The sequence below is a fragment of the Umezakia ovalisporum Ak1311 genome (genome assembly GCF_029891685.1).
Lineage (GTDB): Bacteria > Cyanobacteriota > Cyanobacteriia > Cyanobacteriales > Nostocaceae > Umezakia > Umezakia ovalisporum.
The window spans coordinates 22,938-49,231 of sequence record NZ_JANQDJ010000003.1 but is presented as its reverse complement, the minus strand read 5'-3'; the positions used below and the strand labels follow the sequence as shown (position 1 = coordinate 49,231).

Here is a 26,294-nt window from a genome sequence, read left to right as displayed (position 1 = left end):
CCCAGGGTGACCCTAATTCCCGAACTACTGAGCTAACTCTTGATATCGTTGTTGAATATCAGCAATTGTGAACACCGCCTGAAAGTTCAACCCCACAGACTGGTAAAACTCAGCCCCTCCTTGTAGTCTATCTACAAGTGAAATTACAGTATCAACTGTATAACCAGCTTCGCGAAGACGCTCAACGGCTTTCATGGCTGATTTCCCTGTAGTGACTACATCTTCTAAAACCATGACTTTTGCGCCTTCTGGCAAATTAGGCCCTTCTATATATGCCCTTGTACCATGACCTTTAGCTTCTTTACGAATGATCAGGGCTGGTATGGGGCGATTTTCATAAGCCGAAACTACACTCACAGCCGACACGATCGGGTCTGCACCCAATGTTAAACCTGCTACAGCTTGGGTATCTGTAGGTAATAAGGATAAGAGAATGCGACCAATAGCTAAAGCCCCTTGGGGGTGGAGTGTTACCTGCTTACCGTTAATGTAGTAAGAACTGCTTTGTCCAGAAGAAAGGATAAAATTACCCTCTTGATAAGCGAGTTGGCAAAATAAATCTAGTAGCTGCTGGTGGAGGGTGGTTAAATCAGCAGTGGCTGCACAAATATTTGATTTCGTCAAGGTTACAGTAGTATCCGTATTACAAAACAGGCACAGTTGTGTTACACCAAAGGTGGAACTGATGAGAGTTCTGAACTAGCATAAGTTAATATTTACCCAAAGGCAAAAACTCAAGTACATACAAGATGGCCTTGAATGGAGTCTTGGGTCAGGAGTTAGAGAATCCAGGGTGCAGGAGTTGAACCTGCCTTGGGCGAATTATGAGTTCGCTGCCTCAACCGCTCGGCCAACCCTGGTTTAAATGCCATTGTAGCGTAATTTTGCCGATTGTGTGTACTCAACTTAGATATTTATAGTACATATTTCCTCGGAAATAGTGCAAACTAGTATTGATTAAGTTCCTTTAAGGATTGAAAAACATAGCTTCAATACTTTTCATCTTCAATACGCTTAGAATAAGGCAGAATTTTTCCGCAATGGCTTGTCAGCGATGAAAATAAATTCCACTGTACTTCTAACCTTAATGTTGTTAATCCTCATGCTGGGTGCAGGTTCTGTGAGTGCGTTTTTAGGTTTTGAAATGGGTAGTTCAGCCCTCAAAGGTGTGACAACACCAGATGGCCGCCCCAGGACCAAATTTCCTGGTAGTAAGGGCAATAACTCTCCACAGTTAGGGGTGACACTACTGAAAGAAGATGAGATCTTGAAAATTGTCAAAGCTCGAATTGAGGGTAAGACCAAGGCGGCTAAATCAGAAAAGTTAGAGGAAGATGACCAGGAAACCAAAACCAGTAAGCCGAAGCCCAAAGAAAAACCCCCAGCGGTGGTTGTAGAAAAACTTGAACCAGGATTTCCAATTATTGCTGAGAGTGAGGGTGTAACTTTTGCAGTGCAATCTGTTCGCTACTCTGGGGGCGATTTACTCATGAGAGTGAATATGCAAAATCAAAGTAGTGATACTGTGCGCTTCTTGTATACTTTCTTAGATGTTAGTGACGACAAAGGACGAACATTGAGTGCTAGCACGGACGGGTTACCAACTGAATTACCGGCTAAGAGCCCAGCTGTTTCAGGTACGGTAATTATTCCTACAGCTCTACTGGATGACGTGAATAAAATATCTCTTTCTCTAACAGACTATCCTGCTCAAAAACTGAAGCTAAAGGTGTTAGATGTTCCTGTAGAAAGGTAGATGGGGCTGGGTTTGGGGACTAGAAACTGGGAAGGAAAATTATTTTTCAATACCCGCTATCAAATTCCTGATACCCAAGACCTAATAGCTGACAATAAATTTCTCAGACTTAATCCCAGAATGGGGGCGTAATTTTTACACGAGCTTTGGCGGTGAGTGGTTTTTATAGTTTAATTTGGACTGATTTAGGGCTGAGAGTGTTAACAGTACTATTGCTGATTGCCATCAATGCTTTTTTTGTGACGGCAGAGTTTTCAATGGTAACAGTACGGCGATCGCGTATTCATCAGCTTGTTCAGGCTGGTGACATCCCCGCCATTGCTGTTGAGGGATTACAACGTAGCATTGAAAGATTATTGTCTACAACTCAGCTAGGCATTACGCTTTCTAGTTTAGCCTTGGGTTGGATTGGGGAAAGTTCGATTGTCATAGTGCTGAAGTCATGGCTGAAATCTTGGCCTTTGCCTTTAGGAATGAGTGATTTTCTGACTCATTCCCTATCAATTCCCATAGCCTTTTTTTTGATAGCCTATCTACAAATTGTTTTAGGTGAACTATGTCCTAAATCAGTAGCTATGTTGTACTCAGAGGATTTGGCCAGGTTTTTGGGGCCTTTGGTAAAAGCGATCGTCAGGTTTTTTAACCCCTTTATCTGGATTCTCAACCAATCAACCCGATTTTTGTTGCGGCTTTTTGGTATTGAATATACTGGTCAAAGTTGGCGATCGCCCGTTACTCCGGAGGAATTACGGCTTATTATCTCAACAGAACGAGAATCAACAGGTTTACAGCTTTCAGAGCGGGAATTGCTGAATAATGTTTTTGAGTTCGGCGATGTCACAGCTAAAGATGTGATGATCCCCCGGACTGGTATTGTAGCCCTGTCCCAAGATGCCACTTTCCAAACTTTACTTCAGCAGATGATATCTACTGGTCACTCCCGCTATCCCATCATGGGAGAGTCTTTGGATGACATTCGCGGCATAGTTTATTTCAGAGATTTGGCACAACCATTGGCAATGGGGATACTGACTCCAGAAACAAACATCGAACCCTGGATGCGTCACGCACGATTTGTACCTGAGCAAACGCCTTTAAGTCAACTACTACCTATGATGCAGCAAGAGAAGCCAGCTATGGTGATAGTTGTCAATGAGTTTGGCGGTACTGTGGGATTAGTGACAATCCAAGATGTAATTGCCGAGATTATTGGTCACCCAGGGGAACCAGACAGTATTGACGAATTGCTCGTGGAAATGTTGGACAACCAAACGTTTTTGGTGCAAGCCCAAATTAACCTCGAAGATCTCAACGAGGTTTTACATCTCAACTTACCCCTAACAAAGGAATACCAAACTCTGGGTGGTTTTGTGCTGTATCAACTCCAAAAAATACCTGTCCAAAATGAAACCTTCTGCTATGACAATCTTGAATTTACACTAGTATCAGCCGAGGGACCACGTCTACATCAAATTCAAGTAAGACGCTTAGAAGCTAAGTAAAAGGATTGGTAATTGGCTATAGATAAGAGTATATTTTTTACTTTTAACTTTGACTTTTCCCCTAAGCATAAGGTAATGGATCTTGCAAACCCAACTCGGTAAAAGCTGCTAGCCTTAAACGACAAGAATCACAAACACCACAAGGGACTTCGTTACCTGCATAGCAAGACCAAGTTAGCTCCCAAGGAACCCCTAATTTATTACCCAGTTGGATGATTTCGGTTTTTTTTAAGTCAATTATGGGGGCAACAATTTTGATTGGGTTGCCCTCACGTCCTTGTTTCGTTCCTAGCTGGAAAACTGTCTGCATCGCTTGGATATAGTCAGGACGGCAGTCAGGATATCCAGAGTAATCTAGGGCGTTAACACCAATGTACACTCGTCCAGCTGCGATCGCTTCAGCATAGGCGAGTCCAAAGCTTAAAAAGATGGTATTACGTGCAGGTACGTAGGTAACTGGAATATTTTGACACATTTCTTCTAGGGAGCGCTCTTGGGGTAAATTAATTGTGTCGTCTGTCAGTGCTGAACCACCCCATTGTCGTAAGTCAAAATCGACGACCTGATGTTTAACGACCTGAGCTTTTTGAGAGACGAGGAAGGCTGAATGCAGCTCTCGCCGATGTCGCTGGTGGTAATCAAAAGAAATCGCGTAACATTCATAACCATCAGCTTTTGCTTGATACAAAACTGTGGAAGAGTCTAATCCTCCAGACAATAAAATTACAGCTTTCATCTCGGTTTCAAGTTTTAGAATTCCCATCCCCAAATCACACTTCAACAAAATGGCAGAAACAATGCTACAGTCCTCCTAAACCCATATTTGGTAATGGTAGTTTTTACTGTTACCATAGCTAAACAAAACTGCCCATACCAGTGACTGGAGAAAGTTAGACGGCTGAACATGTAGAAATCACAGATAATTATGCAAAAATGTTTGAGTGTTTGAGTAATGGCAATTCCCAATATATTCTTTTTTCATACAAACATCGCTGTGCAATGGTCTCAAAATTCTGTATTGTTCATAACAAAATCGGAATAATTGCCAATTATGCCAAGTTAAATATTGATCCCAAACATTAATTTCCCATGGGTTTTTATGAGTTATTACTTAGGTCTTCATTCGTTTATAAAGTCAAGGCAAACACATAACATATTTTATGTAAACAATAAAATACTGATGAATTTAAAACTGAATATACAAAAGAAAGGCAAATTTCGGGAACTGATTACAAAGTTTGAAATTCTTCATAAATGTAACCTCTATGTTACCATCTGGATGGTTTTCGACAGAGCATAACTGGCTTTCAAGTATAAATGCTAACAGCTGTAGCGGCTCTAAATTTGGTGGTTGAGGAGAGAATAATAGTGCAAAATAGCATGTCAGTGGCAGAACTAAATTCATATACACAGCGCAATCAGCCAAAACCAATTCGCATAGGCGTAATTGGGGTGGGTAACATGGGACAACATCACGCTCGCATACTGAGTTCAATGAAAGATGTTGAACTAGTTGGTGTATCAGACATTAATGTTGAACGAGGCTTAGAAACAGCTAGTAAATACAAGGGACACTTTTTTGAAGACTACTGTGACCTGCTACCGCATGTGGAAGCAGTTTGTATTGCTGTGCCCACCCGCCTACATTACGCAGTAGGCATCAATTGTCTGTTGGCGGGGATTCATGTTTTGATTGAAAAGCCAATTGCTGCGAACATTTCTGAGGCAGAATCCTTAGTCAATGCTGCTGCTGATTCTCAGTGCATTTTGCAAGTGGGTCATATTGAGCGTTTCAATCCAGCATTTCAAGAACTGAGTAAAGTTCTGAAAACAGAAGAGTTGCTGGCGATAGAGGCTCATCGCATGAGTCCTTACTCAGATCGGGCAAATGATGTTTCGGTGGTGCTGGATTTAATGATCCACGACATTGACCTGCTATTGGAACTAGCTGCGTCTCCAGTGGTGAAGTTAACCGCTAGCGGTACTCGTTCTTTGGATTCCGGTTATTTGGATTACGTAACAGCCACCTTGGGTTTTGCTAATGGTATTGTTGCTACTTTAACTGCCAGCAAAGTCACTCACCGGAAAATCCGCCGCATTGTGGCTCACTGCAAAAACTCATTTACAGAAGCAGATTTCCTCAACAATGAAATTTTAATTCACCGACAAACAAATCACAACAATCTGACTGACCATCGACAAGTGTTTTACAGACAGGATGGTTTGATTGAGAAAGTTTACACGACAAATATTCAACCTCTGAGCGCAGAATTAGAGCATTTTGTCAATTGCGTACACGGTGGTAATCAACCCTCGGTAGGTGGTGAACAAGCCCTTAAAGCTCTCAGATTGGCAAGCTTAATTGAGCAAATGGCATTGGAAGACAGGGTTGTGAATCCATTGGATTGGCAATCTGAATCGAGAGTGCAATCATTAACCCCAACAGTTTAAAAAATAGAACTGGGGAATGGGGAATTGGAGAATCAACTTTCGATTTTGGATTGACGAGCTTTGTCCCATAGGCAGGGAGTACTTTAAATTACATTCAAATCCTCAATCTAAAATTTAAAATTTATTACTCATTTCTCCCCATCCCCTGGTTGTTTTCCACTCATTAAGCGGAGATCATTAGATTGGGTATAAATGCAATGCTTGAATGGATAATCAGTATAGTTAACTCTTTGGGCTATTGTGGAATTGCTCTGCTGATGTTCATAGAGAACCTTTTTCCCCCCATTCCTTCAGAATTGATTATGCCACTAGCTGGATTTACAGCCAGGGCAACCCCAGACAAGCTCAATATCTTTGGCGTATTTTTCGCAGGACTTTTAGGTTCGGTAGCAGGCTCGTTTATATGGTACTATCCGGGTAAGTTTTTGAGTGAAAGGCGTTTAATAACCTTAGTTGACCAGTACGGACACTGGTTGACTATATCCAGACAGGATATCACCAAGGGCAAGCAGTGGTTTGACAAGCAGGGCAATAAAGCAGTACTAATTGGTCGCCTTGTACCGGGAATCCGCACCTTGATTTCTGTTCCCGCAGGCATGAACAATATGCACTTGCTGCCATTCCTATTTTATACAACTCTGGGTAGCGCTGCTTGGGTAGGTTTGCTAACATACTTAGGGTACGTTTTGGGTAGTCATTATGAACTTGTGGAAAAGTACATTGCCCCAGTCTCTAAAATCGTCCTTGCCAGTCTGGTACTGATATTTGTTGGCTGGTTACTCAATCGTCAGCGCAAAAGGACTGACATTTGAAACGTAACTGCTTTTAGTTGTAATGGGGGGTTACATCTGCTGAAAATTCGCCTAGACTATGGGAAATATTACTGAACTGGTGTTGGTGTTCTCGCAACTTATCCTCAAAAAATTCAGCGTTCCGCAGGAAAAGTGTTGCTTAAACTAAACATTGAGAGTACTTGTAGCTGGACTTGAGGGAACTTAGAATTTTTAGTACCTCAAATCTTTGTAAGATGGGCATGATAAATTTTTAAAATTAAGTAAGGATTAGGAGCTTTTATGACAGACCAACCTTCCGCAGCTACCCCAATGAACGCCGCTGCCATACCTCTAAATAGGATGTCAGCATCTACCCCAATGAATGCTAATCCTGCAACCAGTAGGTTAGGTATTGGCAACGGCAAAGCTATTCTCAGTGTTGACTTAGGCAGAACTTCCACCAAAACTTGTATCAGCCGCGAACCAGGTAGTGTAGAGTTTGTACCTGCCAACGTTAAAAAAATGTCCATACAAGAGATTAAAGGTGGCGTTTTTGAAGCCAGAGCTACTGATCCTCTGATGGATTTATGGTTGGAGTATCAAGGACTTGGATATGCTGTTGGTCAGCTAGCAGCAGACTTTGGGGCGAATTTAGGAGTCGGCCAGTCTAAAGTAGAGGATGCACTGATCAAAGTTTTAGCAAGTGCAGGCTACTTCAAGCTCAAAGACGAAATCTCAGTGATACTTGGTCTGCCTTTCCTTTCTGTAGAGCAATTTGAAAAAGAAAAGGCCCAGTTGACCAGCCAGGTGACTGGACCTCATGTCTTGAACTTCCGAGGTGAACAAGTATCGCTGAATATTACCAAGGTTTGGGTAATGCCAGAAGGTTATGGCAGTCTTCTGTGGTCTGAAGCCCAACCTAAGACAGGTGGTAAAGTTCCCGATTTCACTAAAATATCCGTAGCAATTGTGGATATTGGACATCAAACCATTGATCTTTTGATGGTAGATAACTTCCGTTTCGCCCGTGGTCTTTCTCAAAGTGAAGAGTTTGGGATGAACAAGTTCTATGAAATGGTGGCCGCGGAAATAGAAGGAGCTAATAGTCAATCTTTAGCTCTTATTTCTGCCGTCAACAAATCCAAAGGGGAACGCTTCTATCGTCCTAAAGGTGCTAGCAAGCCCACTAACCTCGATGATTTTCTCCCCAACCTCATAGAAATGTTTTCTCGAGAAATTTGTACTCGTGTGTTAGCCTGGTTGCCAGAGCGCGTCACCGATGTAATTATCACTGGAGGGGGCGGTGAATTCTTCTGGGAAGACGTTCAACGTTTACTTAAAGAAGCTCAAATTACAGCCCATTTATCGACTCCTTCGCGTCAAGCTAACGCCTTGGGGCAGTATATTTATGGGGAGGCGCAATTGTCCGCCGGTCGAGCTGGTAAGGCTTAAAACTAATGTTCCAATGGTCAAAAAAGGTAGTTAAATCGGTCACGTTCAACCCTGAAGTTGCTGATGAAAGTTTGTTAGCAGTTGTGGAAAACTATTTAGAACAACTACCTGACAAAACTTTTAGTGAAATCTGCAAGGAGGCTTTATGGCAATTTTTATGCGTACCGGAAGCTGCAAAACCTAGTCCAAAAACAGCAGCAACAGATTCGGTTGAAAAAAAAATCGATGAACTGCAACGTCAAGTGGCTGACCTAGAGGAACGTTTGTTTGCTAAGGAATCCCATCGATTGGAGTCGATAGAAAGCCATATTTGGCAACTGACGCAACAAATAGCGCATTTGACAAATATGGTTATTGAGCAGCCAGTTAATCAATCTTCAACTCCATCAACACCATTACCAACTTATACTGATAACCCTCCTGAAGAGGTTGATCCGGTCATCAGTCGCTTAAGCCAGTTTCTTGATGATTTTTAAGAAACAATTAGCTTTTTGAGAATTTTCGCTGCTTTTAGCAATCCTTAATAGTTTTTACTATTAAGGATTATTAATATTTTTGATAACTTAAATTAAGTGAATATACTGGATTGACAGTATGGCAGAGTGACAAAAATTGGCAATATCTGGGAGAATTTCTACTACTGTAACTATCAGCCAACTTGCTATACGTCTTTATTTTATTGACTGCTAGGGCAGAAACTCCGGCGTTGCCGACGGGTGATGGCAGATCCTCTGGAATCGGCGCAGGCAATCAGAGTTAAGCAAATGTCATTCTGGTATTTGATATTGCAATTCACCAAGAGCAAAATTTTTAAGAAATATTAAGAAATTCTTATTAAAGAATATTGCAATATATTGATTTAATTGTTAGCGTGTGTATTGGTAACGATGCTGATAAATGCTCTGAATTTAAGAGAGATAGAAGTTATGAGCTATATCCATTCAGCCAATTGTGTGAGGTGTTGATTTTTAGTCTGAAACACAAGGCAGGAATGTGTCGAATCAACAATATAAATTAGTCCAGGAATATTTTGTTGCCAAAGGCTTATTTACCTTTTGATTTCAATAATCACTGATTATTTGTCTTACCTTCTGCAAGGGGGTGAGTGGCTTTGATTGTGTCTGTAGGTAACAACTCACACTGGGGTAAGACCACAATTTTGGAGGTTCAAACCAATGAATATTCAAGGCAAAGTTGCTCTAATTACTGGAGCTTCCCGTGGTATTGGTAAGGCGATCGCTCTGGCGCTAGCCCAACGAGGAATCAAGCGGCTAATGTTAGTAGCACGTGATCGCCAAAAGTTAACCGCAGTGGCTAACCAAATTGAAGCAATGGGTGTGGAAACTATCATCCTATCTATCGATTTGACAAAAACAGTCGAAGTAAATATTGCCATTGCCCAATTGTGGCGCAACTATGGACCAATTCATTTGCTAGTTAATTGTGCAGGGGTGGCATATCAAACCTCATTTTTGCAAACAAAACTACCCCGAGTCCAAGAAGAACTCTCGGTGAATTTATTGGGAATGTACAACCTCACCAGCCTCATAGCCCGACGCATGGTGAGCCAAAGACAAGGGACAATTGTCAATGTGTCAAGTTTGATGGGAAAAGTAGCTGCACCGACGATGGCGACCTACTCAGCTACCAAGTTTGCCATTCTGGGGTTCACCCAAGCCTTGCGTCGTGAACTTGCTGAACACAACATCGCTGTAATTGCCTTATTGCCTTCCTTAACAGACACAGATATGGCCCGTGACTTAAAATTATTTCGCTGGGTTATCCCCATGACTCCCGAACAAGTAGCACAAGTACTTGTCTCTGGGTTGCAAAAAGATGCACCTGAAATTTTAGTTGGTTGGCAAAGTCATTTAGCAGTTTGGTGTCAACGCTTGGCTCCTTGGTTGCTAGAAATAATTTTACAAATCGCTACTCCCTCTACCTTGACCAAACCAGAACGTTCCGTAAAACCGAGTTTCATGAAGAAAATTTATCGTTTTAGCGATTTATTATGGTCAAGAACATGAATTATCTTTACAGTCAAAATCTAGTAGTTTTATACTACGGTCAAGAAATTTTGCCTTGCAGATAAAAATAGCAATAGTAAATTAAATAGAAGATATTGACCGCAATTAGCACTTCTTTCCCGACGAAAAAACCCTCAAACCCTCATTTCTTTGTGATACTTATAACTTGCTTATAAGTAACTAATAAGTCTAGCCAAATTTGTTTTTCCAACAGACAGTAAACAAAATTTATCGGCAAGCATAACACAAACATGGGAATATCTTGTCAGACTGCACCGATGATAATTACCGGGTTTGCCTGTTCTCATAGTGGTTGATGGAAAATGACCAAATTGAGAATTGCATGGCTTGGAGCATTGATTTTATTCGGGCAAGATTTGAGTGACACAACTTATTTCAGAGCAACCATAAATGCTGACATTGCCTACTATGCTTCCTTTTTTGCCTGAAATCATCGACGAGTTACCAAATATTTGTGGTTGGGAACCAGAGGTGATTTCTGTAGTTAACCATGATGCACCTGTGTTTTTGCCCTCAACAAATATCCACTTAGAGGATGTAAAGGCAGTTTTTACCATCGCTTTACATATGCACCAGCCAACTATTCCTGCTGGACAGGATGGGGGATTAATCAGCAACTTGCAATATATGTTTGAACATCCCTACGAAAGAGACAACCACAACGCCACGGCTTTCGCTTCTTGTTACAGCCGTATGGGAGAGTTGATTCCAGAGCTTATCCATCAAGGTTGCAATCCCCGTGTGATGTTGGATTACTCTGGTAATCTTTTGTGGGGACTCAGACAAATGGGACGCAACGATATTTTAGATAATCTCAAACGTATTACCTGCGATCCCACTTATCAACCTTATGTAGAATGGCTAGGGACAATGTGGAGTCATGCAGTGATTCCTTCTACACCCATACCTGATATTAAATTGCATATCCTAGCGTGGCAACATCATTTTGCAGCAATCTTTGGTTGGAAAGCACTGGCGAGAGTCAAAGGATTTTCACCCCCAGAAATGCACCTACCAAATCATCCTGACACTTTATTTGAATTTGTCAAAGCGCTGAAAGAATGTGGCTATCGCTGGCTACTTGTGCAAGAACATTCTGTAGAAACAATTAGCGGTCAATCTCTGACTTACAAACACTTACCACACCGTTTAATTGCCCGTAATTCTCAAGGTGAAGTAATTAGTATTATAGCCCTGATTAAAACCCAAGGTTCAGATACTAAATTAGTCGCTCAGATGCAGCCTTACTATGAAGCAAAAACCCTATCTAAACAACAAGTGGGTAGTGTCACAGTTCCACCAATAGTTAGTCAAATCGGCGATGGTGAAAATGGGGGTGTGATGATGAATGAATTTCCCAGTGCATTCAAACAAGCTTGGAGGGATATGTTAAATCAAGGAGGAGGTAAATCTGGTGTTGTAGGAATATGTGGTACAGAATATTTAGAATTAATAGCATCTGCTGGTTATCAACCGGAAGATTATCCTATGTGCCAACCAGTAGGACAACATCAAATTTGGCAGAGAGTTTCACCGGAAAACTGCCAAACTGAAGCTGTGGAAATTGCCATTCAAGAATTAAAAAAAATTAACCCTAACTTTCACATGGATGGAGCCTCATGGACAAATCATATTAGTTGGGTAAAAGGATATGAAAATGTGCTCTCTCCCATGTATGAATTAAGTAGTTTATTTCATCAACAGATTGAGCAAACATTGCCAACTAATTCATCAAAATATCGTAATCTTCTTTTACATCACCTGTTGCTACAAACGAGCTGTTTCCGTTACTGGGGACAAGGTTCTTGGACTGACTATGCACGTAATATTTACCAAAGAGGAGGAAACTTACTGAAAATGATATCTAACTCTCATCATAAATTGTAAATTAGCGCATTGATAGCCATTTTAAACTTTAATTTATGTGTGTTTGTAGCTACAAATAAAAATTACAATTAACTCAACTACAGACAGAGTTTATAGTTTAATATGTCTTCCCTCAGAACGGTTCAGTTTTCGTGCAGAATTGTTAGGTTGACCTTAGATAACTGCGTACCAGATTGACTTGATCGTTTTTATCTAAGGAGAATATTAATATGGTTGAAAGTAAGCAGACTGGGAATGATCAGGCTAAAAATATTAACAGTACCACTACAGATGAGTCTTATGTTGGTACAACAACGCCTGATATGGAAATTGGGACATCTACTATACAAGAAGCTAGTGGGACAACTACAGGGGGGTCTAGTGTTGATAGCGGAAAAACCCTATCTCCCCCGGAAACTCAAAGAGAAAACAGAAGAATCAATCCGGTGTTAAGTAGAGCTTTGATAGGTGGGCTTATTGGTGGAACATTGGGATCATTAGCTGGCGCTTTAGCTGGCAGACGAATTGGTGAAGGATTTAACCACACAATGAGAGGTGTTGGAGAAGCGGCAAAAACCATAGGTGAAGGTCTTGGTCATACTGCAAAAGGTGTCGCAGGTGTAGCCAAGAGTTTCGCTGAAGGTGCTAGTTACGCAATGATTGGTGATGGTGTGTTAGATACAGCCCGGAATGCCGCTGAGGGAGTTAACCAAACCGCAGTAGGTGGAGTGAACAGAGTGCAGAAGACCCCACAGGATCTTAACCAAGGTGTACAAGAAACTGCTGAAAGGACAAAGCAAGCAGCACAGAAGGTTCCAGTATCTGAAAATGGTGGTAAACAAGATGGCCAGGAAACTGAAAATCAAGATGTGGCCATGGGTCAGGGAGAAATTACTGCTCGGTCGATGTACATTTCCACACCAGAATATACAGAAGGATATGTAGGTGAATCAACAACTTATATCAATGAAAGAATTTCAGTGGAGCCTATTGAAGATAGGTCTATTGAACAAGAGATTAATCGAATTCAAAGTTAAATGAGCGCCCCAGGGCGCGATTACGCGCCCGCAAAAATCAAAGAAACATATTGAGATTGAAAACCTCAAATCCTTACCCTGAAAATAGCTCAAGAGGTAATGATGATGAATGGAACTGAAAAGTTTTCGGATACCCTCGGAGATAATCAACATATCCCTAGCAATCAAGCTGATATTGATACAGTAACCCATAATTCGAGTCAGGAGTTATCTAAGATAGCATTTGCAACATTCATGGGGGCTACTCTAGGGGCATTAGTTGGAGCTTTAGCTATGAGAGGTGCAGCCCAAAGAGTCAACAAAACTGTTAAAAATGTTGGCAACTTAGTTAAGGATACCACTGATAATTTTAATCAAACTATCAAAGGAGTAGGGGATGCAATTAAGACCGTGGCTGAGGGTGTTAACGATACTGTGAAAGATGTGAGTTATGCCCTTAAGGGTACGGCAGTGGATGTTAACGATACTGTAAAAAACACTGTGGTCACTGTGAAAGGTGCTGCGGTAGATGTTAATGATACTGTACAAAATACTGCGGAGATTGTTAAGGGGGCAAATCAAGGTATTAGCGAAACTCTTAACAGTACGGTAAATATAGGTAAAACTGTTGTTCAAGATGTAAAATCATCTGATAGTCAAAACGTTACTCCACCTAATAACCAGACTGGGTATATTTTAGTTCCTGTGGATAAGCAAGAGTAATATAAAGCAAGTGGCATGGCAGTACTTTACTCATGAACTTTCATGATAGTAAAGCTAATAATGTTTCAAATTCTCTACCTATATCTAGTTGCGAGGGGAAATTTTATTTACCACCATGCCTGGCTGGTATAATTTGGTAATTAATTGTTAAAATATTTCTTGATTAGCCTCTTATTATTTATGAATAAAAAAATTAATATTTAAAAGAAAAAACCCTGAAACATAAGTAGGGCAATGAATGCAGAATTACAAAACCCAACATTTGCAATCATACATGAATATTGCACAGAGTACAAAGAGCTATTTAAAGAAGTAAGGAATTATGAGTGCTTCAAATATTTACACCTGGGGATAATATCAACGATAAAAAGAAAATCCTTACCAGAGATATGGAAGGTAGTGAGTATAAATTCGGCACAATCATTGCACCACTTTTTAGGAAATTCAGATTGGTCAGTAGAGAAATTAAAACAAAGAAGATTACAGCGCATTTTACCTTAGTGAGGTACATTTGTAGCGGGCAAAACTTTTACCGAGCCTAGCTATAGTATGTGCCCAGGACAAGATTTTCATCATTTATATTTATATTTATATTTTTTTGGTCAACACTATTCCTATGGGCTTGTAAATCTACTGGTCTGGGATAAACGGCATGCATTTCTATTGCTAGTTGCGGTAGTGTGACGGTTTAAACTCTAGGAAAATAAACAATTTGTTCCTTTCCTCCATGTGTCCCTTCGCTGGTGTTGGGGCATATTGGTCAGTGGAAGTCGTTAATTCACGCGCAATTCATCTCATCGCTTCTGCTATCCCATTAAGTCAGAGGTTTTTTGCTGTTTTAGCTAAATCCAAGTTGCGATTGCGGGAAGCGCAGTGGCGGAGTAAATGGCTACTGGGAAACAAAACTGGCGGCGAGATGAGGGAATTAAATTTTTGTGTTACTGGTAACTGTAATATTTACAAACGCTAGTCAGTGATGAGGTCATTGTTTTAGACTTTGCTCGTTTCTCTTCTATGGCGAAATCAGTAGGGGATGGTACTGGATTTTTGTGGGCGTACCCTGCACTATGCAGTAACAAAAGTGGGTACACATATATTTCTTGTTTTCTGTTTCTTATTTCTTGTTAAGAATTACGTCACTACGCAAGGAAATTTACTAATCAAATCTGGCTACCATCAATTTTTACCTCAGTAGGTGAGAAAACGTTTTTTATTTACTTATTTAGTATGTTTTGGCCTTGCAATTTTCAGGTTTTTATAGTAAAAATTCAACCATCACTTACAATGAATTTTGCCAAAAGACATAAAAATAACAGAAAATAGAGCTCAACAGGGATCCGCGAATGTTTAAAGACTATGAACAGTTTATGAAATTTCGTGGAAGATCATATGCACACCCATCACTTGACAGTAAGTATAAACATTACAAAATTAAACGTGATGGAACTAGATAATTATTTCCGAAAATTCGGAACAATTTGGGAGATGGGACAATCTTGAAATTAATCAGTCTCAATAAATGCACATAATTAAACACAAATATCTACAACTTGCTAGCGTTAACAATCGCTTAAGCGTAAGTGGAAACATAAGACTAACTTTTTGTTCAAAGAAGTTGGCGTTACCGATACATGGTTCTGATCCCCATTCCGATAGAATGGCTAAACATAACCTGAAAATATTAAACCGCTTTTGACTGCGACACCCATGAATCAACTGAACAATGGTTTCACTATATTTTTGAGTTTGCTAGTCGAGGCGATGCCCTTTTTGCTGTTCGGGGTTCTATTCTCTAGTGTGCTGCTGATTTTTATCGATGAGCGATATTTAGCGGACAAAATGCCCAAAAATCCCGTACTTGGTGCTTTAGCAGGCAGTCTCATTGGCTTTATGTTTCCTGTATGTGAGTGCGGTAATGTACCGGTAGCGCGGCGGTTGCTGATGCAGCGAGTACCCACAGCGGTGACCATTGGTTTTTTGCTAGCAGCACCAACCATTAACCCCATTGTGATTTGGGCAACTTGGCTAGCTTTTCGAGACCAGCCAGAAATAGTAGTTTTACGAGTGGTATTTTCCCTATCAATTGCCGTAATTATTGGGATTATTTTCAGTTTTCAACAAGATATAAATCCTCTTGTACAACCAGCGATCGCCCGTTATCTCAAATTCAACCCACCAATCCAGCCAGAAAATCAAGGAAGTAGTACAGGTTCGGCAGTACAAACACCAAGTGGAGTACCGAGTGTGTTGAAGTCGGGGACTTATATTTTAGGAGGAAAACCAGGACTGACTCAGCGCTTAGATCCTAATTTGTTACAAGGGACAACCCCAGCCGCTAGTCGCAGTAAATCTGTGATGGATAAATTAGCTCTTGTTTTAGATAATGTCATTCAGGAATTACGGGAATTGGGAGGAGTAATGATTTTAGGCAGTGCCATGGCGGCTTCTGTGCAAGTATTTGCCCCTCGTGAATTAATTCTGAGTTTGGGTGCGGGACACATTAGTTCAATTGTGGTCATGTTAATATTAGCAGCAGTTGTATCAATTTGTTCGACAGTTGATTCATTCTTTGCCTTGTCATTTGCTTCGGCTTTTAGTAGTGGTTCGCTGTTAGCATTTTTAGTATTTGGCCCTATGGTTGACATAAAAAGTATTGGATTGATGTTAACCGTTTTTCATCCCAAGACTATATTCTACTTATTTGCTTTGGCCGCACAGTTGACCTTTGTGTTCACCTTGTTCATCAACTTGTATGTATTTTGAATTTTGTGGTTTATTAAATAGTCAGTAGGTTGTTTGTTCTGTTGAGCTTACTACTGACTAATAAGTGTTGAAAAATGGCTAAAAAAACCAAAATTACCCTGCAAAATATTTTATTCCCCTGGGTGGATGCTTTGGCGGTGGCAACTTGGGGTATTTTAATGCTTCAATACTGGCTAACAGGCAAATTATATTTGTTAATTCACCCTAATTTCTTTGGGTTGGTAGTTGGATGTGGCATCACTTTAGTAATAATCGGTTTGTTGAAAATGTGGGAAGTGTGGCGTCAAGGTCGTCGGCCAGATAGATCTAGCGTTCAGCATCTCAATTTATTTCCGCCTGGCTGGGGTAGTTCTTTATTGTTAATTGTGGCGATTTTAGGTTTCGTGATTACACCCAGGGCTTTTGCCAGCGACACCGCTATGCAGCTGGGTGTGAATGATTTACTATCTAGTGGACGTGCTCAACCCCAATCCTTTCGTCCTTCCACTCGCCCAGAAGATCGTTCGCTTGTAGACTGGGTGCGGACACTGAATGTTTACCCGGAACCAGACTCATATACAGGTCAAGATGCCAAAGTTCAGGGGTTTGTGATTCATCCACCGGATATAGGAGAAGATTATATTTTCCTAGCACGATTTGTCCTTACTTGCTGTGCAGCAGATGCTTACCCGGTGGGATTGCCAGTGAAACTACTAGAAAATCAAGAGCGTTATCCTCCCGATACTTGGTTGGAAGTAGAGGGAAAAATGATCACAGAAACTCTCGCAGGGAAACGCAACCTCACCATTGCTGCTACCTCGATGAAAAAAATTCCCCAACCCCGAAATCCTTATAGTTATTAAATAAATGTGCGATTTGTTCTTTTAAAATGAGTAGAAATGCTCAGGGATAAGAGGCAACACTGGTTTAAACACCAGATTTTTTATAACTGTGTATTCATGTAGGTGAAAATCCTACCCCCAGGTTCAAGGGTGAAAGCATCTTCCCCATGGTAGCAAATGGCCATCAATTCATAAAGGGGGAGGAAAAGGCGTTCTTAATGGTAGCCTAAACCGATGAATAGACAACAAAGACGTGTTTCAAGCGTCGTGATATAAAACCAGCCAAATCAGCCTGATAGGCTGGAGCCAAAGAGCAAAGGATAAGGAAACGGCTAGTTTAAAGTAGACCGTTATGCACTAATCTCAAATCTAAAATTGTTTCATAACTGAAAAATGGCTACATCTAAGACATTTATCCAACCAATAGATCGCGTGGCGATGGCAATGATGTTGCTACTGAGTCTGGTGATTGGATTCATGATATTTCAAGGTGATGTGGTGGCACCTCGTGTCCGAGAATTTACCTGGCAAAATCAACAAATCGGATCTGAAGATATCTCTTTTACTCTCAACTTTAGTCGCCCAATGAACAGTAAAAGCGTGGAGGAGAATTTGAGAATCGAGCCACCTTTAGCAGGTAAAATCAGTTGGGCTGGACGGCGGATGGTTTATACACTACTCACACCGGCACCCTATGGGACGAATTATGAACTGCGATTAGAAAATGCGAAAGATAGGTTTGCTGATAAATTCTCGGCTTTAAGCGCAAAACAAAGGAAAAATCCCGTCATCAAGCCTTTTACAGGTAACTTTAGATCCCGCGATCGCGTCCTCCTGTACATAGGAGCAGACCTGGAAAATCAAGGTCAGTTAGTTCTGTACAACTTAACCGAAGAGAAAAAAAATGTACTTACCCCCAAAGATCTGATTGTGATGGACTTTAAGCCATTTCCAGACGGGGAAAAAATTTTATTTTCCGCTCGCAGCTCCAACAATCCAGATTTACTTTCGGCTCAATTATACACGGTAACAACAGGCATTTCCCCAGATGCTGAAACACCAGCAAAACCAGGAGGTAAAGTTGACCTAATTTTGGACAATAAGCAATATCAAAACCTAAAATTTGACTTATCACCAGATGGGAAAACAATTGTTGTTCAGCGAGGGAACAGAAAAAATCCCAGTGATTTCGGGTTATGGTTTATGGCTAGCACTAGCAAGAATAGAGGAAGACCCGAGCCCCAGCGCCTCGAAAGCCAACCAGGGGGAGACTTTATCATTACTCCTGATAGTAAAGCTGTTGCCGTTGCCCAAGGTCAAGGAGCAGCTATTTTGCCATTACAAAGTGATGCCAGCAAACCTCTCAATTTTCTTCCACAATTTGGGTTAGTTCAGTCTTTCTCAAAAGATGGCTCTCAAGCAGCAATGGTAAAATTTAATACAGATTATACAAGGGATTTGTTTTTGGTCACTAACCAAGGTGTCCAGAAGCCCCTGTTAAAAACAACAGGTTCTATTATTAACTGCCAATTTGATCCTGCTTCAGCTACCCTTTATTGCTTGTTGACACAGTTAATATCGGATCAAGAATATGTAGAACAGCCTTATTTAATAGCAATTGACCTGAACACGGCAGAACAAAAACCACTCTTGGTGCTACCCATTGAGCAGAGGAATGTGCAAATGAGTTTAGCACCGGATGGTTTGGGTTTGCTGTTTGATCAAGTAATCCCACAAATTGATCCTGTGCCCCTATCTGCAAACGTACTCAAGACTGAAGATGGAGAAGTGATTGCTACTAGTAGCCTATGGTTAATGCCTTTGTTACCCATTGATGATGGTACTAGCAGTACAATCAAACCAGAAAAACTACCTTTAGTTGGATTTCATCCCCGTTGGTTACCTTAAATAACTAACACCCATAAATGTTGATAAAAGTCAAACAGGTTTAAACCCTTGCTCACGATTGGCAATAAAACCTGTATGCTAGTGATATTTACCTAAAAATTATCCTTGATTCCCAAGGTTGACGGAGTATAATCTCCTAATGTTATAAAGGCATCAGTTCTAGATGCAAAAACGGGAGCATTGACTAATGACTAATGGCTCACACTGAGCTTTTAGAGTCAACCCGGGTCTAAACGTTGTTCACAGCAGAATCATTAACTGCCGACAACTGCGACAAAGTCCGATAAATCAAGATATTTAATTCTTTGATTTTATTTTTTAACCTAATCTACCCTTAACTTAACCGTGTTGATCCTGATATGACCTAATTGAGCAGCAATGTTAAACCTAGCAATGCTGAACATTTTTTAAGTGAGTGCATGAATAAATTCGACACCTCAAACAACAGGGCTGGAATGGAATCGCTAAATTCTGATAATTCGCTACAACCGGAGCAGCCTAGCTGTCCATTTTACTCAATTCTGCCTCCTGACAACATGGCAAATAGACAATTGCCGCTCCTAAAACCTGCGGCAGCAGTACCACCAGGGGCAAACAATGGTGATTTACAACAAGATACAAATGATTCAGACTGGGTTGTGGAGCCTAATAGCGAACAACAAATACTTGCTGATACTGAATTTAAAAAGCTACTGGCATTGAATGAAGAATTGCGTACAGCAAACAATCACTTGTATGAGGAGGTAGAACATCTTAAAGATGACCTCGCTGAATCAGAAAAAGCTTTGCAGTGGCAGAAAAGGCGTTCTAGTGTTGCTGAATCAATGGTTAACCAACAAACTAAGGAACTAGCGGCATCCCAAGAACAAATTAAATCTCTATTCCAAGAGTTGGAGGCATCTGTACAAACTATTAAACGGCAAGAAAACTTTATTGAAACTTATAAAGCACAACTACAAATTAGCCAACAGCGTCTGGCTCACTTAGAACGAGAATGCGCCCTGCTGCAAGCTAACTATAACGAACAGTCTCAACTAGCATCCCAATCAGAAAACACTTGTCGGGAGCTACGCAGTAGGCTAATGCGACAGCAACGCCAGACTCTACAATTCAAAGCGGCTCTGGAAAAATGCCTAGAAACACCTGGATTTAATGATTGCTCAGAGGAGACAACTAACCACCAAACAAGATTTTCAAGGAAGGCTCGGTCTTTGTTTCCTAATGTCCAGCCCATTAGACCCTGGTCAACAGAATCAGAATCTCATAGCTTTAAATTCGATTTTCCGGAAAATCAATCTGTGGATCCGCCTAGCGAGTTATCAAGACCACCTATAAACAGCAATCATAACTCTGAGTCCATTGTTTCATGGCCTGAAAAATTGCCAATTACGGAAAATACACCTGTTTCCTCACAACCAGGGACTTCAGAAGTTGAGGAATCTACCACTACATCAGAAACTATTTCATCCCTGGGATCATCAAAGCTGGATGCTCAATTGGATAGTCTCATCCAAATGTTTTTCACTATTGATTCTGCACCTGCATCACCGCCCCCACCTGAGATTAACGTAGAAACAAACCAAACTGAAGCACCTGTTGGGGAAACTAAGGTCACAACTTTTAAGAATACCGAGGAATCATTAACTTCAGCAAAATCGCAATTAGAAATATTGACGGGGGAGGAAGATTTTATAGCTTCACCTGTAAATAATTCACCAGAGTCCTTGACTTTGCCTTGGGAGAAGACAAATGTTGATAGCTCTTCTGGTGCAGGTGTGGCACAGGAAGATTGTTCTTCAACCAACTCACAACTGCATCGGGCTGATTTGTCCTCAGATTATTATGGAGACTACGCCAAAGATACTCAATCACCTTCACCAGTGGTTTATCCTCAGCGTCCACCTAAAGGACGTAAGTCTTTGTCATCAGTACAACTACCTGATTTTCGTCCCAACAATCAATATAGCAATCCTCAATGATGGTGGGTTTAGCTGTCACTTACCCACCGTAGAATTTTTGAATAATTGATTTTGAGGGAATCCCTCAGTTAATTGAGGATTTTTGCTTCCGACTTGGCAATGATGGTGTCTGAATTGAATTGTGCTGAAGGATTTGGCGATGGGGGTTTACCAGTGGCGATTGCGCCGAGGGCAGTGCCGAAGGTAATGGCGTACTTGATCACCAAGAGGCGGAACCACAATGCTGGATAGCGGGTTTCCAGCCAAGGTTGACTCCGCACCAGGAGGCGTGGGAACCAGCCACTGAGTAAAGCACTGACTAGGGAATGAAGACCGAAATTAAAATAATTACCCAACCACCGAACTAAATCTTTGAATCCAGCTAACTGCCAAATCCATAAGATCAGGGCAGGATTTCTGCGAGCTGCTTTCAGTGCTAGACGGTTAAAAGTGAACCAATCACACCTATCTTTGATGAAATTATCTGCTACTTCTTGTGGTTCATCTGCTAATAATCCAAAGAAGGTATTGAGCATGGAGTTAATTCGTTGGGGGGGTAAAAATTTCCCCGTGGGAACCATCATACCCTTAGAAAATAGCCAAGTTACGGAGACATTGCTTTGGTAGGCGCGAATCCTGTTTAAATTGCGCCAACTTAGCAAGTCATGCTTGATGGCTGTATCTAAAAGTGTTGTTAAACGCTCCAAGTTACGAACTAGGGAACCAAAACCTGTAAAAACCAGGGGAGATTGAAGGGATGCTGCATCACCAATGGCAATCAATCTATCAAAGGCAACGGTGCGATCGCTACTTCCTACACTAAAATGTCCCGGTATATAGCCAAATGTGGGCTTCTTCCATATTAGTTTATCTAGGTCACAGCGCCGATACTCTGGCAAAATTGTGAAAAAGTCCTCGTACATTTCCAGTAAGGAACCGGGATTTTGTGGATTGACTTCGTGGTAATGAAATAAATAAATAGTCAGTTCTTCATCAAATCCGGGAAATAATTCCCAAATCAATTGCCTCCCCCGGGAAATATCTCCGTGACTGTAAAGTACATCTCCATACTGGGAATCCCAAACCCCTGGTGCAAAGCCCCCTGAAATTACTGCTCCCACCGTGGGACACACACTGTCAAAGGCACGACCACCATTTAATTGCCAAGCGATGGGGGAAGCAGTTCCCATGGCATCAATTAACAGTCGTCCGCTAACGCGCTGCTCATTTCCATCCTTGCAGTTTTTGACCGTAATCACAACTTGTGATTTGTCAATATCGGCACGCATAAACTCTGTTTCATCCCAGATTTCACCACCGGCATCGCAAAGTTTTTGACCGCACATTCGCAGCCATTTCTCCGAGTCCAAAGCAATATTCAACACAGTGGGTGTGTGCAAGACAGGCGATCGCAATTTAGGGGGATTATTACCATCAAAAAATTTATTGAATCCGTCTTTGTATTCCCGCACAATTAGAGTTTCTAACTCAGAGGCTGTGACCAAACCGAGGTTAAGTAAGCTTTGAAGTTCATCACGAGAAATATTCCATTCTCGATTCATCCGTCCAAAAGGCAAGCGTTCCACCAGTAGCACTTTATAGCCTAATTTAGCCATGACGGCTGCATGAATGACCCCTAGGGCGCCACCGATGTAAATCAGGTCGTAGGTAGGGGATGAAAGCGGTGTTATCTTACTAATTTTCTCATCTTCCGCAAATGCTCTAATTTGGGAAAAAACTACTTGACGGGGCTGGCGAGGGTTACGCACCCCTTCCCGCCATCTTTGCTCCCACCAGTAGGCTCGCTTGAGATCATATTCCCCATTAGGCATTTGACGAAAATATTTAACCGTGAGGGGGTAAACAGTTTCTAGTTCCTCAAAAATCGATGCTTGGGAATCAATGACTGGAGGTTCAAGGTATTTATGGGGAAATTGCTGTCTGATTTGATGGTTTAGACGTTTCAGGATTTGTGCTTCTCCACAAACAGGCTGATCTGCCCAACGAAAGACTTTTAGATAAGTAGTGCGCTGTACAGACCAGAGAAATACAGAAAGTTCCCTCGCTAATTTTTCGGTAGTCACCGCCTCGGCATTTGTAATTTTTGTCGGTATTTTCAGGCGCAAGCCATCTGGGGTGACTGATTTTTCCCCACATTCCGGTTGAAAATCTTTTTGCAGCCAACTGAGTACAGCCGCAGTGTCTGGTGTGGGAATTTCTAAATAAAGTATTTCTTTCATCATTTTTGTTGACATTTCGGAATAATCTGTTCACTCAGACGGATTTTACAAAGGCATAAACCAAGTTAAACTGCGCCCTATTGGTTCAATAAAGATTGAGTAAAGAATTTTTAATAGTTTGTCAAAGTTTACGGTTCATTTTATATTTTTTTAAGCCTACACCATGAATTATCCCATCCCAGACAGTCCCCAAAAAATTTTTGCCCTGCGACAACAGCCCATTGATGAGGAACTAGTAGCATCAGCCATAGTCGGAGTCATCAAACTTGTTCGCTCTCAGGGACAATCTTTAGATGAATTAACCGCGCAACTATTAGCTGATGACCCGATGCTTAATCACCAGCAACGACGTTGGCTTAGTCAATTGGTTACCCAATCCTGGGAACAATTTTCTTGACGGTAATTGGTAGTTAGCCATTGGGAAGTTACATTTGTCCCCTACTCCTTACTGACCTTCATCTAGAAGTTTTCAAAGCTGCTTCTACTTGAGAATGTAACAACAAACCATATTCCAAGCCTTCTACCACTGCTTGATAAGAAGCTGCTAAAATGTTGGGGGAGACTCCTACAGTGGTCCAGCGTTGAGAACCACTTCCTGATTCCACTAACACACGAGTCTTAGCTGCCGTACCTGTATGTCCGTCGAGAATCCGTACCTTGTAATCTGTTAATTCAAAGGTGGCAATTTGCGGATAAAAGTTGACTAAGGCTTTGCGTAAAGCAGCATCTAAAGCTGCAACTGGGCCGTTTCCTTCCGCAGCTTCGAGAATATCTTTCCCATTCACACCTATTTTCACTGTGGCTAGGGCATTGTTAGTTTCTTTACCTTCCACTAAGTCACAATGTACTTGAAAACCTTTGACTTCAAAGAACTGCCGACGACCGCCCAGAGCTTCATACATCAACAGTGCAAAACTCGCCTCTGCTGCTTCAAATTGATATCCTTGACTTTCTAATTCTTTGAGGCGTTGCAGAATTTCTCGGGCGGCTGGTTTGTCCTTATCTAGTTCAATACCAAAAGTACGGGCTTTGGCTAAAACATTACTGAGTCCAGATTGTTCGGAAATTACTATGCGGCGACGGTTACCGACTTGCTGTGGTTGGATGTGTTCGTAAGTTACAGGATTTCGTTCCACGGCTGACACATGGATACCGCCTTTGTGTGCAAAAGCTGAACTTCCGACAAAGGGTGCATGTTCATCCGGGGCGAGGTTGACCACCTCACTCACAAAGCGACTAGCTTCTGTAAGTTGATTGAGCTGGTGTTCTGCAATACAGCCATAACCAAGCTTTAGTTGTAAATTGGGAATTAATGAACAGAGATTGGCGTTACCACAACGTTCACCGTAGCCATTGATGGTGCCTTGTACCATTTTTGCCCCTGCCATTACCGCAGCCAAGGCATTAGCAACTGCCGTATCGGAATCATTATGAGTATGAATACCAATTTGGGGAATTGATTGTGGACTAATGACTGATGAAACATGACTAATAACTGATTCCACGATTTGACCTACTTCGTGGGGTAATGTACCACCATTAGTGTCACAGAGCACTAGCCATTGAGCGCCAGCTGCGATGGCAGCTTCTAAGGTTTGTAAAGCATAATCTCTGTGCTGTTTGTAGCCATCAAACCAATGTTCGGCATCATAAATTACCCGTCGTCCTTGAGAACAAAGATACTGGATGGTATCCCGAATCATTGCTAAATTTTCTGTTAAAGTCGTTTTGAGACCTGCCGTGACCTGTAAATCCCAAGATTTGCCAAAAACTGTCACCCAACGAGTACCCGCAGTCAGAATCGCTTGTAACATGGCTTCAGAGTCAGCGGTGGTATGGGGACGACGTGTGGAACAAAAAGCCACTATTTCTGCCTGTTTAAGCGGATCTTCTTGCAATTTCCAGAAGAACTGAACATCCTTAGGATTGGCACCAGGCCAACCACCTTCGATGAAGGGAATTCCTAGTTGGTCGAGTCTGCGGGCAATGCGTAATTTATCTTCTATAGAAACTGATAAGCCTTCGCGCTGAGTGCCATCCCGTAGCGTGGTGTCATAGAGCCAAAGTCGAGGTGAGGTGTTTGTGGTCATAAAACTGAGACTTGCGAGACAACGAGTAAGGTGATGTGCCAATATACAACAAAAAGCCAGTTTGGTAATTTGGTAATTAAGACATGCCCAAAGTAAAAGCTCAAGGTCAGACAATTGAGTGCGACGTGGGAGCTAATTTAAGGAGAGTTTTGCTGCAAAACGGTATTGACCTTTACAATGGCGGCGCTAAGTTAATCAACTGTCGAGGTATTGGCAGTTGTGGAACCTGTGCGGTCAAGGTAGAAGGTGAAGTATCTGCTGCAAATTGGCGAGATAAAGCTAGACGCTCGCTTCCTCCTCATTCTCCTACAACAGAACTCCGTTTGGCCTGTCAAACTGAGGTATTAGGAGATGTAAGAGTAACAAAATACGATGGATTTTGGGGACAAGGTTCTCAAATATTCTGGACACCAGAAGGTTAGGTTAAAAAAGGAGAGAAAAAAAGATGGGTAGATGGACTCCACTAATTCTCATGGCTGGGGGCTTGGCAATATTACTGGGTACATTATTGGGTATTAACTTTCCCATAGGTGGACAACAAACCGCCGATAATGATGCTCCTGAAGGCAGAACATCTAAAGTTCTTCCAGCTAATATTAATGTTAATAGCTCCTCTGCTAGCAGAGGTACAAGAAACGATACAGCTCCTGAAAACGGAAGCAGTGTTGCCCAGGAAAGTTTTTCTTCTCCTGACAACAGCAGCATCGCTCAAAGTAATGATTCGCCCTCAACCTCTGACAATGGATCAGGTAGCACAAGTACAGGCTTTGATTCAGGTACATCATCCAGCACCACAGCCAGCACAGCCAGCACATCCAGCACATCCAGCACATCCAGCACAGCAACTGAGGGTAGGAGACCAATCCGGGCTTTGTGGTAAACCTGGACAGTTGTTAGTTGCTAATAATTAATTACAAGTTATAAGGC

At 41.6% G+C, this 26,294-nt stretch carries 22 protein-coding genes, 1 tRNA gene and 1 pseudogene; 19 read left to right on the top strand and 5 right to left on the bottom strand.

Annotation, left to right across the window (positions count from 1 at the left end; genetic code table 11):
- Positions 1 to 24 precede the first annotated feature (24 nt).
- Together pyrE and NWP25_RS00285 are read right to left on the bottom strand one after the other, a co-directional pair.
- Entirely contained in the window at positions 25 to 624 is a 600-nt protein-coding gene (gene pyrE, locus NWP25_RS00290; protein ID WP_374912668.1) for an orotate phosphoribosyltransferase, read from the bottom strand.
- Between the two features lie 163 nt (positions 625 to 787).
- Positions 788 to 860: transfer RNA gene (locus NWP25_RS00285), tRNA-Ile, on the bottom strand.
- A 194-nt stretch (positions 861 to 1,054) separates the two neighbouring features.
- Between NWP25_RS00285 and NWP25_RS00280 the strand changes: the two genes are divergently transcribed.
- Entirely contained in the window at positions 1,055 to 1,756 is a 702-nt protein-coding gene (locus NWP25_RS00280; protein WP_280650766.1) for a hypothetical protein, read from the top strand.
- Positions 1,757 to 1,908: 152 nt separating this feature from the next.
- Positions 1,909 to 3,258 carry a hemolysin family protein gene (locus NWP25_RS00275; RefSeq protein WP_280698626.1) on the top strand — a complete coding sequence of 450 codons (1,350 nt, stop codon included), beginning with the start codon at positions 1,909 to 1,911 and terminating at the stop codon, positions 3,256 to 3,258.
- A gap of 61 nt (positions 3,259 to 3,319) precedes the next feature.
- On the opposite strand, the gene queC is transcribed toward NWP25_RS00275, so the two are convergent.
- Entirely contained in the window at positions 3,320 to 3,994 is a 675-nt protein-coding gene (gene queC / locus NWP25_RS00270; protein ID WP_280657022.1) for a 7-cyano-7-deazaguanine synthase QueC, read from the bottom strand.
- Between the two features lie 632 nt (positions 3,995 to 4,626).
- Between queC and NWP25_RS00265 the strand changes: the two genes are divergently transcribed.
- The 14 genes and pseudogenes from NWP25_RS00265 (at position 4,627) to NWP25_RS00200 (ending at position 21,058) form a co-directional block, all read left to right on the top strand.
- Positions 4,627 to 5,709 carry a Gfo/Idh/MocA family protein gene (locus tag NWP25_RS00265; protein WP_280650769.1) on the top strand — a complete coding sequence of 361 codons (1,083 nt, stop codon included), beginning with the start codon at positions 4,627 to 4,629 and terminating at the stop codon, positions 5,707 to 5,709.
- A 197-nt stretch (positions 5,710 to 5,906) separates the two neighbouring features.
- On the top strand, positions 5,907 to 6,521 hold the full coding sequence (locus tag NWP25_RS00260; RefSeq protein ID WP_280650770.1) for a DedA family protein: 615 nt from the start codon (positions 5,907 to 5,909) through the stop codon (positions 6,519 to 6,521).
- A 261-nt stretch (positions 6,522 to 6,782) separates the two neighbouring features.
- Complete coding sequence (locus NWP25_RS00255) at positions 6,783 to 7,934, top strand: ParM/StbA family protein (RefSeq protein ID WP_280650771.1); 1,152 nt, start codon at positions 6,783 to 6,785, stop codon at positions 7,932 to 7,934.
- 5 nt (positions 7,935 to 7,939) lie between these two features.
- Positions 7,940 to 8,410: a plasmid segregation centromere-binding protein ParR gene (locus NWP25_RS00250; RefSeq protein ID WP_280650772.1), complete on the top strand. Its 471-nt coding sequence runs from the start codon at positions 7,940 to 7,942 to the stop codon at positions 8,408 to 8,410.
- Positions 8,411 to 9,109: 699 nt separating this feature from the next.
- Positions 9,110 to 9,961, top strand: a complete 852-nt coding sequence (locus NWP25_RS00245) for an SDR family NAD(P)-dependent oxidoreductase (protein WP_280650773.1) — start codon at positions 9,110 to 9,112, stop codon at positions 9,959 to 9,961.
- Positions 9,962 to 10,372: 411 nt separating this feature from the next.
- On the top strand, positions 10,373 to 11,869 hold the full coding sequence (locus NWP25_RS00240; protein WP_280650774.1) for a glycosyl hydrolase family 57: 1,497 nt from the start codon (positions 10,373 to 10,375) through the stop codon (positions 11,867 to 11,869).
- 209 nt (positions 11,870 to 12,078) lie between these two features.
- Positions 12,079 to 12,885, top strand: coding sequence for a hypothetical protein (locus NWP25_RS00235; protein WP_280650775.1), 807 nt, complete (start codon positions 12,079 to 12,081; stop codon positions 12,883 to 12,885).
- 99 nt (positions 12,886 to 12,984) lie between these two features.
- Positions 12,985 to 13,587, top strand: a complete 603-nt coding sequence (locus tag NWP25_RS00230; protein ID WP_280650776.1) for a hypothetical protein — start codon at positions 12,985 to 12,987, stop codon at positions 13,585 to 13,587.
- A gap of 234 nt (positions 13,588 to 13,821) precedes the next feature.
- Positions 13,822 to 14,079 (top strand): annotated as a pseudogene (locus NWP25_RS00225) (IS701 family transposase); the annotation flags it as partial.
- A gap of 271 nt (positions 14,080 to 14,350) precedes the next feature.
- Complete coding sequence (locus NWP25_RS00220; protein WP_280657019.1) at positions 14,351 to 14,557, top strand: hypothetical protein; 207 nt, start codon at positions 14,351 to 14,353, stop codon at positions 14,555 to 14,557.
- Positions 14,558 to 15,294: 737 nt separating this feature from the next.
- The gene (locus tag NWP25_RS00215) at positions 15,295 to 16,350 is read left to right on the top strand and encodes a permease (protein ID WP_280650778.1); all 1,056 of its coding nucleotides are present in this window, start codon (positions 15,295 to 15,297) and stop codon (positions 16,348 to 16,350) included.
- Positions 16,351 to 16,424: 74 nt separating this feature from the next.
- Complete coding sequence (locus tag NWP25_RS00210) at positions 16,425 to 17,192, top strand: TIGR03943 family putative permease subunit (RefSeq protein WP_280650779.1); 768 nt, start codon at positions 16,425 to 16,427, stop codon at positions 17,190 to 17,192.
- A gap of 372 nt (positions 17,193 to 17,564) precedes the next feature.
- Positions 17,565 to 19,079 carry a TolB-like translocation protein gene (locus tag NWP25_RS00205; RefSeq protein ID WP_280650780.1) on the top strand — a complete coding sequence of 505 codons (1,515 nt, stop codon included), beginning with the start codon at positions 17,565 to 17,567 and terminating at the stop codon, positions 19,077 to 19,079.
- Positions 19,080 to 19,534: 455 nt separating this feature from the next.
- Positions 19,535 to 21,058: a hypothetical protein gene (locus NWP25_RS00200; protein WP_280698624.1), complete on the top strand. Its 1,524-nt coding sequence runs from the start codon at positions 19,535 to 19,537 to the stop codon at positions 21,056 to 21,058.
- Between the two features lie 68 nt (positions 21,059 to 21,126).
- Here the strand turns inward: NWP25_RS00200 and NWP25_RS00195 are convergent, their stop codons facing one another.
- Complete coding sequence (locus NWP25_RS00195) at positions 21,127 to 23,277, bottom strand: NAD(P)/FAD-dependent oxidoreductase (RefSeq protein ID WP_280698643.1); 2,151 nt, start codon at positions 23,275 to 23,277, stop codon at positions 21,127 to 21,129.
- Between the two features lie 163 nt (positions 23,278 to 23,440).
- Here NWP25_RS00195 and NWP25_RS00190 point away from each other — a divergent pair, with 163 nt between their 5' ends.
- Positions 23,441 to 23,674 carry a hypothetical protein gene (locus NWP25_RS00190; RefSeq protein ID WP_280650782.1) on the top strand — a complete coding sequence of 78 codons (234 nt, stop codon included), beginning with the start codon at positions 23,441 to 23,443 and terminating at the stop codon, positions 23,672 to 23,674.
- Positions 23,675 to 23,732: 58 nt separating this feature from the next.
- Here NWP25_RS00190 and cimA read toward each other — a convergent pair whose 3' ends face one another.
- Positions 23,733 to 25,367: a citramalate synthase gene (gene cimA / locus NWP25_RS00185; protein WP_280687639.1), complete on the bottom strand. Its 1,635-nt coding sequence runs from the start codon at positions 25,365 to 25,367 to the stop codon at positions 23,733 to 23,735.
- 83 nt (positions 25,368 to 25,450) lie between these two features.
- Here cimA and NWP25_RS00180 point away from each other — a divergent pair, with 83 nt between their 5' ends.
- Entirely contained in the window at positions 25,451 to 25,789 is a 339-nt protein-coding gene (locus NWP25_RS00180) for a 2Fe-2S iron-sulfur cluster-binding protein (RefSeq protein ID WP_280698622.1), read from the top strand.
- A 23-nt stretch (positions 25,790 to 25,812) separates the two neighbouring features.
- Entirely contained in the window at positions 25,813 to 26,247 is a 435-nt protein-coding gene (locus NWP25_RS00175) for a hypothetical protein (protein WP_280698621.1), read from the top strand.
- Positions 26,248 to 26,294: the final 47 nt, after the last annotated feature.

What these genes read in the sequence shown, in the direction of transcription:
- NWP25_RS00280 (WP_280650766.1), top strand. Translation starts at nt 1,055, where the DNA reads ATGAAAATAAATTCCACTGTACTTCTAACCTTAATGTTGTTAATCCTC.
- queC (WP_280657022.1), bottom strand. Translation starts at nt 3,994, where the DNA reads ATGAAAGCTGTAATTTTATTGTCTGGAGGATTAGACTCTTCCACAGTT.
- NWP25_RS00260 (WP_280650770.1), top strand. Translation starts at nt 5,907, where the DNA reads ATGCTTGAATGGATAATCAGTATAGTTAACTCTTTGGGCTATTGTGGA.
- NWP25_RS00255 (WP_280650771.1), top strand. Translation starts at nt 6,783, where the DNA reads ATGACAGACCAACCTTCCGCAGCTACCCCAATGAACGCCGCTGCCATA.
- NWP25_RS00250 (WP_280650772.1), top strand. Translation starts at nt 7,940, where the DNA reads ATGTTCCAATGGTCAAAAAAGGTAGTTAAATCGGTCACGTTCAACCCT.
- NWP25_RS00245 (WP_280650773.1), top strand. Translation starts at nt 9,110, where the DNA reads ATGAATATTCAAGGCAAAGTTGCTCTAATTACTGGAGCTTCCCGTGGT.
- NWP25_RS00240 (WP_280650774.1), top strand. Translation starts at nt 10,373, where the DNA reads ATGCTGACATTGCCTACTATGCTTCCTTTTTTGCCTGAAATCATCGAC.
- NWP25_RS00235 (WP_280650775.1), top strand. Translation starts at nt 12,079, where the DNA reads ATGGTTGAAAGTAAGCAGACTGGGAATGATCAGGCTAAAAATATTAAC.
- NWP25_RS00230 (WP_280650776.1), top strand. Translation starts at nt 12,985, where the DNA reads ATGATGATGAATGGAACTGAAAAGTTTTCGGATACCCTCGGAGATAAT.
- NWP25_RS00215 (WP_280650778.1), top strand. Translation starts at nt 15,295, where the DNA reads ATGAATCAACTGAACAATGGTTTCACTATATTTTTGAGTTTGCTAGTC.
- NWP25_RS00210 (WP_280650779.1), top strand. Translation starts at nt 16,425, where the DNA reads ATGGCTAAAAAAACCAAAATTACCCTGCAAAATATTTTATTCCCCTGG.
- NWP25_RS00205 (WP_280650780.1), top strand. Translation starts at nt 17,565, where the DNA reads ATGGCTACATCTAAGACATTTATCCAACCAATAGATCGCGTGGCGATG.
- NWP25_RS00200 (WP_280698624.1), top strand. Translation starts at nt 19,535, where the DNA reads ATGGAATCGCTAAATTCTGATAATTCGCTACAACCGGAGCAGCCTAGC.
- NWP25_RS00195 (WP_280698643.1), bottom strand. Translation starts at nt 23,277, where the DNA reads ATGAAAGAAATACTTTATTTAGAAATTCCCACACCAGACACTGCGGCT.
- NWP25_RS00190 (WP_280650782.1), top strand. Translation starts at nt 23,441, where the DNA reads ATGAATTATCCCATCCCAGACAGTCCCCAAAAAATTTTTGCCCTGCGA.
- cimA (WP_280687639.1), bottom strand. Translation starts at nt 25,367, where the DNA reads ATGACCACAAACACCTCACCTCGACTTTGGCTCTATGACACCACGCTA.
- NWP25_RS00180 (WP_280698622.1), top strand. Translation starts at nt 25,451, where the DNA reads ATGCCCAAAGTAAAAGCTCAAGGTCAGACAATTGAGTGCGACGTGGGA.
- NWP25_RS00175 (WP_280698621.1), top strand. Translation starts at nt 25,813, where the DNA reads ATGGGTAGATGGACTCCACTAATTCTCATGGCTGGGGGCTTGGCAATA.